This window comes from Priestia sp. YIM B13552, assembly GCF_042787775.1.
Lineage (GTDB): Bacteria > Bacillota > Bacilli > Bacillales > Bacillaceae_H > Priestia > Priestia megaterium_E.
The window spans coordinates 298,897-312,314 of record NZ_JBHZOU010000001.1 but is presented as its reverse complement, the minus strand read 5'-3'; the positions used below and the strand labels follow the sequence as shown (position 1 = coordinate 312,314).

Here is a 13,418-nt window from a genome sequence, read left to right as displayed (position 1 = left end):
TGTTTTTTCATCAATAGTATTGTATCATAAGTACTTCAGCTATTTTATATTAGCACGTATAAACGCTAAAATCCGCTTATTAGGTAAGAAAACTGTCATGAAAAGACATAATAGAAGATAAAATACAAAAAAGCAGAAAAAGTGTTGAATTCAAAATTGCTGATGAAAGGAATGCTCGTTATGAATTTCCAAATTGAATGGCATTATAAATCCTCGAAACATAAACAGTTAATTTTCACATCCGATTTCACAGATGCGAATGAGGCGCTAATGATTGTGGGTGATTTAGAAAAAACAGGTCGAACGAAGGAAATTTTTCTACTTGATGAGCAACAGCAAAAATGGACTGTAAAAGAAGCGAAAAAGCTCTTACAGGAAGTACAGACAGAGCCTCACGATATTGTGGCATATTTTGACGGAGGCTATGAGCATGATACGCTCTTAGCGGGGCTTGGGGTTGTGATTTATTTTAAACAGAACAACAGCTCTTACCGAATACGACGCAACTCAAGGTTGCAAGAGATTGAATCAAATAATGAGGCAGAGTATGCTGCTTTTTATTATTTGATACAAGAGCTTGAGGAACTTGGTGTTCATCATATACCGGTAACGTTTAGAGGTGACTCTCAGGTTGTATTAAATCAGCTGGCTGGGGAGTGGCCCTGTTTCGAAGAAGAGTTTAATCGGTACTTAGATCGAATAGAAGATAAAATGCAGGAACTTGGTATCCGACCCGTATATGAGCCTATTTCAAGGAAAGAAAATGAAGAGGCCGACCAGCTTGCTACTCAAGCTCTTCAAGGGATACCAATTGCTAGCAGGAAGCAAGTGTAACACACAGAACGAAATGGAGATGAACGAGAGTGGAACGTAAACAATTATTAGAAGAAGTAACGGAGTTATTGGATTACTACTGTAGTGATTGTTTTGTAAAAAAAACGTTTAATAAAGAAAAGGGCAAAACATACGCTCAGACGTTTTGTATTAAAGAGTGTACCGTAGGAGAAAAAATTAAGCAGTATGGAGATTTGCTGACTAAAAAGTAAGCGTGTATAATTTGCCGGCAGCAGCTTCATTCTATCCATATGGAGGTGTTCTTTCAATGGATAAGTTTTCAAATGAAGAAGTAACAACGGGATATAATGATTTAAAGCAAGTAGAAGTGTCTATTCAATCTGCTCAAAAGATGATTGGGACAGCTACGATGAGTATGAGTCCTCAGCAGCTTGAAGAGGCAACGAATGCGCTTAATGATGCAAAAGCACAGCTTCAATCTGCCAAAGCTCATGGCACAGGAGTAGACGAGCAATTTCTTCAGCAGTGCATGCAGTCTATTCAAACATGTGAACAGCAGCTTACTGAGGCCAAACGCTAGGTATAACAAAAAAGAGACTCGGAAAAGAGTCTCTTTTACTATAAAATAAAAAGATCTATTTATGATAGCTTAGTGACATTAGCGGCTTGCGGGCCTCTATTGCCTTCTACAATTTCAAAAGATACCTCTTGTCCTTCTTCCAAGGATTTATAACCTTCGCTTTGGATGGCAGAAAAATGTACAAATACGTCGCTGCCGCCTTCAACTTCAATAAAGCCATAGCCTTTTTCATTGTTGAACCATTTTACTTTACCATTTTGCATAACTTGAATCCCCCTAGTACTGTGCAGCCTCATGCTGCTGAAACTCGAATTATCATTTCCAATAGAGGTAAATGATTGTTTATATTATATAATAAGAAGAAATAAAATTTCAATATTAAAATTTAACTTTTCTGAAAATTAAATTTTTATGTAACCTGGACGTAGTACAATTATAACTAAAAAAATTTCTTATGAGATGAAAAATAACTGAAAATTTAGTTTATAATAAAAGTATAGTCAGCATAATTTTAACGCGGTGATAAGGAGTGGGTCGTGTATGTATCGTACACAAGTAAATGGAAAAGAAATCATTTTGTTATTTTCAACGCTCGAAGCAGCAAAGAGCCGCAGCAACCTAGAGAAAGAGCAAATTTATAAGCGCGTATTGCATTTAAATGAGCAGCTGCTAATGTTTCAAAATGGAACAAGCTTCACCATTGGCGATCCGTTAGGATTAATTGTAGCTCAAGTGAAAAAAAGTGATTTGACAACCATATATATCGAACATATCATTGATAAACAGTTTATGTATGATGGAGATGGTCATCGAGGTGAAGTAGTGTAACAAGATGACACCTATATATGAAGAAGCGTACGGAGATACTCGTACGCTTCTTCATATATAGGATTAAAAATATGTGATTTTACAAGTATTAACAGGGATAAATAACAAAGTTCAATAAATTGAAGAAGAACAGTGAAACCATGAATAGCAATCACCTTTTTAGCTAAAAAATATAGATATACATCATCTTATGTAATGAGATAGTTAAGCTTTAAAATCAATGAACACGAGAGGTTTTATAAAGCTTAAATTGAAAAACGTGTGATTGTGACGTTAATTAGAAGTAAGGTTTGGAGGACGCTATGGAAAGTAGAAAAAAATTGGATTTACTTGCTCTTGCTTCTGTGCCACTTATCATGACCCTCGGAAATTCAATGTTAATTCCGGTGTTGCCGGTGATTGAAAAACGTCTACAGATAAGCTCGCTGCAGGTATCCATGATTATCACGGTCTACTCAATTTTCGCTATTTTTTTAATCCCGATTGCTGGTTATTTATCAGATCGATTTGGCCGCAAGAAAATTATTATTCCTAGTTTGCTGCTTGCTGCAGTAGGAGGGGCTTTAACAGGCTGGGCTTCATGGCAAATGGCCAATCCATTCTGGGTTATTTTAATTGGCCGCGCGATTCAAGGAATAGGTTCAGCAGGAGCTATGCCTGTTGTGATGCCTTGTGTAGGAGATATGTTCAAAGACGAGCAAGAAATTACAAAAGGACTAGGTTTAATTGAAACAGCTAATACGTTTGGGAAAGTACTAAGCCCAATACTGGGAGCTTTTTTAGCGGCTATGATTTGGTTTCTTCCTTTTTGGTTCATTCCTATTCTTTGCCTTATTTCGATTCTTTTAGTTATCTTTTTAGTAAAAGTTCCGAAAAATGACAGTTCTTCTGAATCGGAACAAAAAAAGAAAAGTATTACGCAGTTTTTAAAGGATTTGAAGAAGACGCTCAAAGAAAATATGGGATGGCTTATGGCTATTTTTATTTTAGGCGCCATTATTATGCTTGTATTATTCGGGGTTTTATTTTACCTATCGACGATACTAGAGGAGCGTTATCATATTGTGAATACGAAAAAAGGTTTAGTAATGGCTATTCCCTTGCTCGCTTTATCTATTTCTTCTTTTGTGGCGGGGAAAAAAGTTGGCAACAATAAAATCGTTATGAAGTGGTCTGCTTTTTTTGGCTTTTTATTGTTAACATGTTCTTTCATCATTTTATTTTTTAATACGTCTCTTTTTAGTATTTTACTCACTTTAGTGCTTGGTGGAATTGGAATTGGAGCAGCTCTTCCCAGTCTTGATGCGCTTATTACAGAAGGAATTGAAAAGGAAGAGAGAGGAACCATTACGTCTCTTTACAGTTCGATGCGCTTTGTCGGAGTAGCAGCTGGACCTCCTCTTTATACATTGCTTATGAAGTGGTCGGACATGGCTGTGTTCCAAACGTCTCTAGGGGTTAGTGCAGTAGGTGCCATTTTAGTTTTAAAAGCGATCAAACCAAAACCTGAAGGCGGCGTAAAACTGAAGAAAGCTGAAGTGTGATTTTATAGAGCTGTCTTATGATAAAAGACAGCTCTTTGCTATTTAAAGACCCGTCAATATGCTTAAATTTATATTGTGTCTAGAAAAAATCCTTGAAATTTCTTATACTTCAATTTATAGACAGCAGATGCAATAGTTCTTATTTTATTGAATAAGGTGGTTTTGAATTGAGTATAAATTATCAGAAATTAAAAAGCATGGTGGATCATTATCAAATATTTGATCTTGTAGCGTATATAACAGAAGAAGTACAAAGCCTTCAACCAAAGAGCCTTACGGGTATTGTGAAAGAATGGTTAGCAAACTTACAAACGGAAGAAGAGCTGTACGAGCTTATCCGCTTTTGTGATGAAGCTTTATTAAATCGTTTAAGTCGAATGTTAACGACATATGGATATCGTCGATTTAGCTCGATTCGAATGGTAACTCTTTATTGTGATGATCTCCTGCGAGAAGGCAAGATACTCGACGCTGATGATAGACTTTCTTTATTAATTTCTCAGCTGGATACGGAATCAGTTAAAGAGGAACAGCTTGAGAAAATCTATTTTTTAAAGGTAAGAATTCTTTTAGAAATGAAACAAGTGGATGAAGCTTCTGAGTGGATGAAACAAGTAACGTCCCATAATCAAAAGGGTATGGCTGACAGATGGGGCTATTTTTATTTGCAGCTCAACGACAGAATGAAAGCTGAAGCCTGCTTAAAAGAAGGAACGACATATAAGGAGAATGGAGATTTTTGCTATGCAATGCTCGCAGATCTATATGCCTATGAAGGGAAGCATAAACAATCGCTTGAAAAAATTAACGAGGCTATTGTCCGCTACCCACAGCTTCCGTCTTTATATATGGATAAAGTGATGCGATTAAAAGATTTAAAAGAGTATTCTCTTTTGCTTGAAACGATTGAATTTATCGATTCAAAGTTACCCTATCACGATTATCAAGATTTTTTTACGCTGCTGCGCGCCGACATTTATTTTGAACAGAAGCAGCAATCTCAGCTTACGCATCTGCTGTCGACTAAGCGATGTTTAAAAGATTCACCTTATCAAAAATTAATTGGAAAGAATACAGACGATAAATGCAGTACAATCAAGCTTCCTATTGTACCGATTGTTCAAAAAGATAATTATTGCGTGCCAGCTAGTATGAGTATGATGTTAAGGCTTTTACATACCGAAAAAACACAGGATGAGATTGGGACGCGTATTTACGGAGGGTTAGGCTCCAAATTATCAACTGCGGTGAGCTACTTTGAATCTCTTGGCTTTGCAGCGATGTTTTTTACAGGCACAGTTGAACAGTTTAAAGAACTATTAGACAAAGGGCTGCCTATTTTGGTCAGTCTGGAATTTGAACAAGCTTCCCATGTTCAAGTTGTATTTGGCTATGATGATGAACTTGAACTTTTTCATGTACAAGATGCTAATTTTCTAAGTCCAACGTATGTAGAATATAAAAATTTTGATCAGCATTACGCTAATTCGGGTTTTTTATCAATTGTTGCTTCTAAAGCGGCAGCGGATCTCGCTTCACTTTCTAAAGAGCAAGATGTGTTTATTCGTCAGCTGTATGACTTAATCGAACTAGTTGAAGCGGATGAAGAGGCACACATTAATGATCTCGTTTCTTTACTAAAAGCAAATGAGCATGTTCCATTTGCCGCTATTTACAGTATGAAGCATTTGTATAGAAAAGAGCATGAAGCTTATATTCGTACGTGTATTAACCATGTGTTAGAGAAGTATAGCAATCATGATTATCTTAAGCTTCACGCTGCATATGCCTTTTTTAAACTTGACGACAGTAAGGGAGCATCTTCCTTGTTACACCACATAGATAACAAAAAGCATAGCTCTTTTTATCACTATCTTAAAGGAAGAATTGCGCTCGATGAAGAGAGATATGATGAGGCTGTTGAAGCACTGCGGAGCTCCCTGCAATTAGACGTAGAGCAGCATTTGAACTGGAGCTATTTAGCACTTGCATATATGTACAAAGGAAACCTCGAAAAAGCTTTTGAATGCTCGACCATTTCCTTAAATATGTATGGCGATGAATCTTATACACAAATCAATCACGGACTTATTTTAATGGAGAAAGAAAGATATGCAGAAGCCAGAAATCTTTTCGACGCGTTATTAAAAGAAAACCCAAAAGATGCGCACAGCTGGTTTGAAAGAGCCCGTTGTGATGAACATTTAAAAAAGTTTCGTAAAGCTTACCGGGGATTTCAAGTAGCTAAAAAGCTTTTGCCGACTGTTCCTTATCCATATCTTTCGATAGCTGATTTGCTACAATATCAACTAGAAAAAACAGACGAAGCTGAAAGCTATCTCAAAGAAGGCATGAAGCATCTCCCAAGCGACATGACAATTCGAGGAAGACTAGGCGATTTATACGTCGCGAATCAAAGGTACGAAGAAGCTATTGCTCTGTATAAAGAAGGCTTAAAAATAGAAGAAGATGCCCTTATGTATTTGGGCTTATCTTATGCGTATCTAGAAACAGGTGAACATTTAACGGCCGTTGATACGCTCACGCTTATTGCGCAGAAGTTTTCATCGAACAGCGACGTCCTGTTGGATGCAGGCAGCATGCTTTTGGATGCAGCAAAAGAGAAGAATCTAGACGACCAAACGATAGAGTTTGGATTTGCTCTTTATGAAGAAGGAATTCATTTTGCTCAAACAGCGCTAGCTGAAGTGTTAGAAGCATATACGAGTTATTTAGAAGACACGGCTTTACTGACTCGTGGAATTAAGTTTTTAACTGCAGAACATCAAGAGCACCCTGATGAGATTTTGTACATGTGCTACTTAGGCATATTATACGAACAAGCCAAGCAGCTAACAAAAAGTGAGAAACTTTATCAACAAGCGCTTCGTATCAAGCAAGATGGTTTGCCATATTATCGGTTAGGTGAAATATATCAATCAATGAATCGCATCACTGAAGCAAAAGAGGCCTTCCAAAAATGCTTAACTCTTGATAAAACATTTGAAGCCGTTTGTATGAAGCTTGCCGAAATAGCTTGTGAAGAACAAAATCGAACGGCTGAAAGGAATTGGCTGCTTCAATGGATACAGCTGAATCCTATGGAAGTAAACGTTGAGCACGCAGCTTCACTTTGTGAAACAGAGAAAGAGTATGAAGAGCTGTTAGAGGTATTAAAAAGCGTAGAGGAAATTGTACTTCCCCAATGGCTCGCTGACAGCCAGGCTCATGTGTATCGCCTAAAAGGAGACATTTCACAGGCTGAAACGTATTTAGAGAAGGCGCTTGAACTAGATCCACAGAATCCTGCTATTCGCCATCATCAGGCAAAATGGCTCATCATGGAGCAGAGATATGAAGAAGCTAGAAAAATTCTTACAGAGTTACTAAGTGAGGATCCGGAAGATTACGCTCTATTTCAAACGTTCATGTCTAGCTTTCCAAATGGAAAAAAACTGTCCGGGCTTACGGCAGATTTAAAAAAGATAAAAATGGAAAAACAAAGCAAAAGCTTGTTATTTAAAAACGCAGCCGAGGCTTTAAATGAGTATGCCGATTCGATCGTAGAAGAGCAGAAAGGATCTATTTTCAAACGAAGCTTAGCAAAGTTCAAAGCAAAAGCAAAAACGGTTACGCTGCTTGGCTTAACGATTGAACTGTATGAACTTGCTATAAAAACGGATCGGAATAATAAAGAGGCTGTGCATGCATTTGCGGCTTTTTACGAAGAGAAAGGATTAATTGAAGATAGCATCACCGTGCTGAAAAAATCGCTGCATCAAAGCTGGGATTTTGATGTTGCCTATCATTTAGCCAATATACTCGTTAACATCCATGAAAATGAACAGGCTGCACATGAAGCGCTAAACTTAGTTCAAAAACTTCTTGAACAGCAGCCATATCATATAGATTTGCAGATATACCGAGCATTTATTTTGAGTAGCCTTGAAGAGGTAGAAAAATCGGAGGCAGCTTTTCAAGAATTACTTCAGCAGGAGATTTATCAGCCTGACATATATGCAGGACTAGCAAAACTGTATAATAAAACGGAACGTTATCATGAAACTGTTCAGCTTCTTCAAAAAGCAATTGAACAGCGTCAAGAGTATGAAGGGATGTATACCGATTTAGGTATCGCATATCATTTAGAAGGTGAAACGGAAGCAGCAGCTTCGCTTATGATAACCAGAGTAGAAAGTGGAGACGAAGATCTTTTTATTCGCTATAACTTGGCATGCTATCTAGCTGTTCTTGGAAAAACTGCTTCTGCTCAGGAAGAGTTGGATTATGTTTTAGCGCACGATGAAACGGGAGAATTTTATGAAATGGCTATGGAAGACGATGAACTAAAAGGATTAACGGTAAGAAGGTAAAAAAAAGAAGCTGGGTTTCAGCTTCTTTTTTTATCCCTCTTTTGCACCTTGTCTGTTCAAAGAAATGGATTCGGAAATTTCCAGTGCAAGAATGATAATGGTACCAAGAACTAATCCGTTGCTTAAAAACGTAGTAACTAAAGGAGGCAGTGTTGAAAAAGCTTGAGAAGGCAAAAACATAACCCCTATCCCCGACAGCAACGCAATACCAGCTTTTTTCATTGCTTTTTCGGGCTGTTTGGCATGCTTGAATTCTCCAATTCCAAGAGCCATCATACCTGTAAAAACAGGAAAGATTGCCGCGTATCCGACGGCAGGAGGAAGAGCGGACATAATGGACGTTAAAGGAGTAAAGATACTCAGAAAAAGCAAAAGACACGATGCTACAATGAAAGGAACTCGGCTATAAAGATTTGTAGCTGAAATAAATCCACCGGAACCTGAAATAGGAACGGCACCGACACCTGAAAACAATCCTCCAAGCAGCTGACTTATACCCGAAACCATCCCGGAACGCTTAATATTGTCTTTTTCAATTTTTTCTCCTTTTTGTTTATAAACAGACTCAACAACACGAATAGAAGCGAGCATGTTTGTAATTAAAATGAGCGTCACAAAAAAAGCAGTAACAACCATATTCCATTCAACGCGAGGAGCTCCAAATACGAATACTTTAGGTATGTAAAATAACTGCGCCTGAAACTCGATAGGTTTAGCTAATCCTAGCATTGCAAATACTCCCCAGCCTACACCAATACTAATAATAATGCTGAGCTTATTTAACGTCCGGTGCGATAATAAATAAAAAGTCAGCAGCAAAATCGCAGCTGAAGCCAGCGCAATTGGAAGTTTAATAGCTGAATTCGTTTCTGTAATGCCAAACATTCCTTTTAAAAAGGAACCGCTGAGCTGCGTCACTAATAAAATTAAATATGTACCGGTAACTGTCGGGGTAAAGTATTTTGCTAGTTTATCAATGAGACCAAGCAGGCTCATCAAAATAGCAACTATCCCGCTTATAAGGAGGGTAAACTGCAGCACGCGGAGCGTTTCAGAGTGAGAACCAAACAGAACGGTTCCAAGACTCGCATACAGAGAAAAGACGCCCCACCAAACGCCAGCTGGCCCTTCCATGATTGGGTATTTATGCCCTATAAATACCTGCAAGAGCCCGGATAAAGCTAAAATAAATAACGTTCGCTGTAAAAATTGAATAGAATCCGCTGCGTTTAAATGAAACTGAGAAGCAATTACAATAGGAACAATCATACTATTAGAAATCATAAATAAAAACCATTGTAGTGAAGCAATGGAAACTCGAAACATTCTTAACACCTCAATTAATGCCGACGAGCGGCTGAATGAACCAACAGGCTGCTCTATTATTTTACCATGGGATTTCCAATTTGTAAGCGATATCTTGTTAAAAGGAAGATGAGTAAAGTGTCAAAAAATTCAATATATTGTTGTAAAAAGGAGAAAGATAATTTATAATTTTCTTACAATTATAAATTATAAACATAAGAATAATTTATAATGAACTGACTAACAGTCAAGGAAGGAGGAGGGAAAAGACAAATGAAACTATATCTGTCGGTTGATATGGAAGGAATTACGGGACTCGTCGATCACACAAATGTTCTGCGACAGAAAGAAGATTATGAAAGAAGCCGCAAAATAATGACGGATGAAGCAAATGCAGTAATTTATGCGGGATTTAAAGAACAGTGCTCAGAAGTTGTGGTAAATGACAGCCATTCGAGTATGAATAATCTCCTTGTTGAACGGCTTCATCCAGAAACTCAGCTTATTTCAGGAAGTGTAAAACCATATTCAATGGTACAGGGATTAGATCAGACTTTTGATGGTGCTATGTTTCTAGGGTATCATGCTAAAGCATCCATGCCTGGTGTCATGTCTCATTCGATGATATTTGGTGCCCGCAATATGTACATAGACGATACGAATATTGGAGAGTTAGGCTTCAACGCATACGTCGCAGGCTATTACGGCGTGCCAGTTTTAATGGTAGCCGGCGATGACCAAACGGCGCTGGAAGCACAGCAGCTTATTCCAAATGTAACGACTGCTATCGTCAAACAGGCCATTTCACGTTCTGCAGCCAAAACATTAACCCCTAAGAAAGCAGAACAATTACTTCAAGAAAAAACAACCGCAGCTATTCAACACAAACACCTTGTTAAACCTTTAATTCCACCTAAACATCCAACCTTACGAATAGAATTTGCAAATTACGGTCAAGCAGAGTGGGCGCATTTAATGCCGGGAACAGAAATTGAGCCTGGAACGACGACCGTTCGGTTTCAAGCAAAAGATATTTTAGAAGCTTATCAGGCCATGCTTGTGATGACTGAATTAGCTACACGCACAACATTCTGTTAGAAGGTGGGATAAAGGTGAAAAGTTATATTTTGAAACGATTTTTATCCATGCTTGTCACGCTGTGGGTAATTGTGACCTTAACCTTCTTTTTAATGCATTCGATTCCTGGATCTCCATTTAATGAAGAACGAGCGACAAGCGATGCAGTTCAAAAAAACCTGGAATCATTCTATCACTTAGATGAGCCGCTAGCTGTGCAATATATTCTTTATTTAAAATCCATTGTTACCTTTGACTTTGGTCCTTCCATTAAACAGCCCTCTCAAACGGTTAACGACCTTTTAGGAAGAGGATTTCCTGTGTCATTTGAACTTGGAATAGTGACGTTAATTCTTGCGGTGATTTCCGGTATTACACTAGGCATTATTGCTGCTCTTAGAAGGAATGGAATAATTGATTACATGGCGATGAGCATAGCAGTTATCGGATTGTCGGTTCCAAATTTTGTTATGGCCACGTTGTTAATTCAACAGCTCTCTGTTAATTTGAAAATTTTACCTGCCGCTACGTGGACGAGCCCTTTACATATGATTCTTCCGACTCTAGCTCTTGCCACAGGTCCTATGGCTATTATTGCACGTTTGACTCGTTCCAGCATGATAGAAGTACTAACTCAAGATTATATTCGAACAGCGCGTGCAAAAGGGCTTTCGCCAGTAAAAATTGTATTTAAGCATGCGCTTAGAAATGCTTTAATGCCCGTTATAACAGTTCTTGGAACGATTGCAGCCAGCGTATTAACCGGCACATTTGTTATTGAACAAATCTTTGCTATTCCTGGCATGGGAAAATATTTTGTGGACAGTATTAATACGAGAGACTACCCGGTAATTATGGGCACGACGGTCTTTTACAGTTCGATTCTCATCATTATGCTTTTTTTGGTAGACATTGCTTACGGAATACTTGATCCACGAATCAAACTGTACAAGAAGGAGGGATAATGTGCTGGAAAAACAGGAGTATAAGCAAATTCCTGATGAGTGGTTTGTGCCAAAGAAAAAAAAGAAATCTGAAGCTGAAGCAGTTGTAAGGCCGAGTCTTTCTTATTGGCATGATGCTTGGCGCAGGCTTGTAAAAAACAAGTTAGCCATGCTGGGCCTCTTTTTTTTAGTCATTCTCGTTGTGATGGCTATATTCGGCCCTATGTTTTCACCCTACAGTGTAACGAAAGCTTCTTTTACAGAGCAAAACCTTCCTCCTTCAGCTAGTCATTGGTTTGGAACGGATGACTTAGGAAGAGATATGTACACTCGGACATGGTACGGGGCTAGAATTTCTTTATTTGTAGGGCTGATGGCAGCGCTTATTGATTTTATCATCGGTGTCATTTACGGGGGATTCTCCGGCTACAAAGGCGGAAAAACAGATAATGCCATGATGCGCGTAATTGAAATTTTATACGGTCTTCCTTATTTATTAGTGGTGATTTTACTAATGGTAGTGATGGGCCCTGGGCTTTCTACGATTATTGTGGCACTTTCCGTTACAGGTTGGATCGGGATGGCGAGAATTGTACGGGGGCAAGTATTGCAAATAAAAAACTATGAATACGTGCTTGCATCCAAAACCTTTGGAACAAAAACTAGTCGTATCATTAAGCGAAACCTGCTTCCAAATACGATGGGACCGATTATCGTTCAAATGACACTAACCGTGCCAACTGCCATTTTTGCGGAAGCTTTTTTAAGCTTTTTAGGGCTGGGTGTACAGGCTCCTTATGCCAGCTGGGGAGTAATGGCAAACGATGGTTTATCAACGATTCTATCAGGCTATTGGTGGCGTTTATTTTTCCCTGCGTTTTTTATTTCTCTAACCATGTTTGCTTTTAATGTCCTTGGAGACGGACTGCAAGATGCACTTGATCCGAAATTAAGGAGGTAAGCAAATGGAAAAAATGATCCAAATCAAAAACTTACACGTACAGTTTTCAACTTACGGAGGGCGAGTTCAAGCTGTAAGAGGCGTTAGTTTTGATTTACATAAAGGAGAAACACTAGCGATTGTCGGAGAGTCAGGGTGTGGAAAAAGCGTAACATCTCAAAGTATTATGAGGTTAATTCCGACACCTCCGGGCAGGATCACAAGCGGATCTATTTTATTTAAAGGCCAGGATTTAACGAAACTACCAGAAAAGAAAATGCGAGACATTCGAGGCGCTGATATTTCGATGATTTTTCAGGATCCTATGACTGCGCTTAATCCAACTCTTCGCGTAGGTGAGCAAATTTCAGAAAATATTATGCAACATGAAAACATCTCGAAAGAAAAAGCCAAAGAAAAAGCATTTGAAATGCTGGAGCTAGTCGGAATCCCAAATCCTAAAGAACGCTTAAAGCAATATCCTCATGAATTTAGCGGGGGAATGAGACAGCGTATTGTCATTGCAATGGCTCTTGTGTGCAATCCCGAAGTGCTAATTGCTGATGAACCTACCACAGCTCTTGACGTCACGATACAAGCGCAGATTTTAGAATTGTTTAAGGATATTCAGCAGAAAACGGATGTCTCCATTGTTTTAATTACCCATGATTTAGGGGTAGTGGCTCAGGTAGCTGACCGAGTGGCCGTAATGTATGCAGGAAAAATTGTAGAAATTGGAACAAGAAGAGATATCTTTTATACGCCGCAGCATCCGTATACAAAAGGATTGCTGCGTTCAGTTCCTCGGTTAGATTTATACGAAAGTGAGCTTGTGCCTATTGCAGGATCGCCTCCCGATTTATTTGCACCTCCACCCGGATGTTCGTTCGCACCTCGCTGTCCTTACGTAATGGAAGTGTGTGATCGCATGTATCCTGTATCGACAAAGCTGAAAGAAAGTCACCAAGTGCACTGCTGGCTTCAAGATGAGAGAGCCCAAAAATTTGTAACAACTATAAGCTAGATTTATAG

General features: G+C 38.6%; 12 protein-coding genes. 10 read left to right on the top strand and 2 right to left on the bottom strand.

What is annotated here, in order from left to right; genetic code table 11:
* Positions 1-180: 180 nt before the first annotated feature.
* The 3 genes from ACFX40_RS01555 to ACFX40_RS01545 are packed head-to-tail and all read left to right on the top strand — an operon-like array spanning position 181 to position 1,375.
* A complete protein-coding gene (locus ACFX40_RS01555) occupies positions 181-834 on the top strand; it encodes a ribonuclease H family protein (RefSeq protein WP_060746039.1) in 654 nt (217 codons plus the stop codon).
* Between the two features lie 29 nt (positions 835-863).
* Positions 864-1,046: a zinc-finger domain-containing protein gene (locus ACFX40_RS01550; RefSeq protein ID WP_013056173.1), complete on the top strand. Its 183-nt coding sequence runs from the start codon at positions 864-866 to the stop codon at positions 1,044-1,046.
* A 56-nt stretch (positions 1,047-1,102) separates the two neighbouring features.
* Positions 1,103-1,375 (top strand): DUF2564 family protein, encoded by a 273-nt coding sequence (locus ACFX40_RS01545; RefSeq protein ID WP_013056174.1) that lies wholly within the window; start codon positions 1,103-1,105, stop codon positions 1,373-1,375.
* Positions 1,376-1,434: 59 nt separating this feature from the next.
* On the opposite strand, the gene cspD is transcribed toward ACFX40_RS01545, so the two are convergent.
* Entirely contained in the window at positions 1,435-1,638 is a 204-nt protein-coding gene (gene cspD, locus ACFX40_RS01540; RefSeq protein WP_013056175.1) for a cold-shock protein CspD, read from the bottom strand.
* A 277-nt stretch (positions 1,639-1,915) separates the two neighbouring features.
* On the opposite strand from cspD, the gene ACFX40_RS01535 reads away from it, so the two are divergent.
* From ACFX40_RS01535 to ACFX40_RS01525, 3 genes are all read left to right on the top strand, one after another.
* The gene (locus ACFX40_RS01535) at positions 1,916-2,203 is read left to right on the top strand and encodes a hypothetical protein (RefSeq protein ID WP_013056176.1); all 288 of its coding nucleotides are present in this window, start codon (positions 1,916-1,918) and stop codon (positions 2,201-2,203) included.
* A gap of 302 nt (positions 2,204-2,505) precedes the next feature.
* Positions 2,506-3,747 (top strand): bacillibactin exporter BcbE, encoded by a 1,242-nt coding sequence (bcbE, locus tag ACFX40_RS01530; RefSeq protein WP_028408011.1) that lies wholly within the window; start codon positions 2,506-2,508, stop codon positions 3,745-3,747.
* Positions 3,748-3,914: 167 nt separating this feature from the next.
* A complete protein-coding gene (locus ACFX40_RS01525) occupies positions 3,915-8,120 on the top strand; it encodes a tetratricopeptide repeat protein (RefSeq protein ID WP_377253942.1) in 4,206 nt (1,401 codons plus the stop codon).
* Between the two features lie 30 nt (positions 8,121-8,150).
* Here ACFX40_RS01525 and ACFX40_RS01520 read toward each other — a convergent pair whose 3' ends face one another.
* Positions 8,151-9,446 (bottom strand): purine/pyrimidine permease, encoded by a 1,296-nt coding sequence (locus ACFX40_RS01520; protein WP_034275595.1) that lies wholly within the window; start codon positions 9,444-9,446, stop codon positions 8,151-8,153.
* A gap of 252 nt (positions 9,447-9,698) precedes the next feature.
* On the opposite strand from ACFX40_RS01520, the gene ACFX40_RS01515 reads away from it, so the two are divergent.
* Genes ACFX40_RS01515 through ACFX40_RS01500 form a run of 4 tightly spaced genes read left to right on the top strand, consistent with a single transcriptional unit; the run spans position 9,699 to position 13,410 of the window.
* The gene (locus tag ACFX40_RS01515) at positions 9,699-10,523 is read left to right on the top strand and encodes a M55 family metallopeptidase (protein WP_377253940.1); all 825 of its coding nucleotides are present in this window, start codon (positions 9,699-9,701) and stop codon (positions 10,521-10,523) included.
* A 14-nt stretch (positions 10,524-10,537) separates the two neighbouring features.
* The gene (locus ACFX40_RS01510) at positions 10,538-11,467 is read left to right on the top strand and encodes an ABC transporter permease (protein WP_028408015.1); all 930 of its coding nucleotides are present in this window, start codon (positions 10,538-10,540) and stop codon (positions 11,465-11,467) included.
* Position 11,468: 1 nt separating this feature from the next.
* Complete coding sequence (locus ACFX40_RS01505; RefSeq protein ID WP_028408016.1) at positions 11,469-12,407, top strand: ABC transporter permease; 939 nt, start codon at positions 11,469-11,471, stop codon at positions 12,405-12,407.
* 4 nt (positions 12,408-12,411) lie between these two features.
* The gene (locus tag ACFX40_RS01500) at positions 12,412-13,410 is read left to right on the top strand and encodes an ABC transporter ATP-binding protein (protein WP_377253938.1); all 999 of its coding nucleotides are present in this window, start codon (positions 12,412-12,414) and stop codon (positions 13,408-13,410) included.
* Positions 13,411-13,418 lie beyond the last annotated feature (8 nt).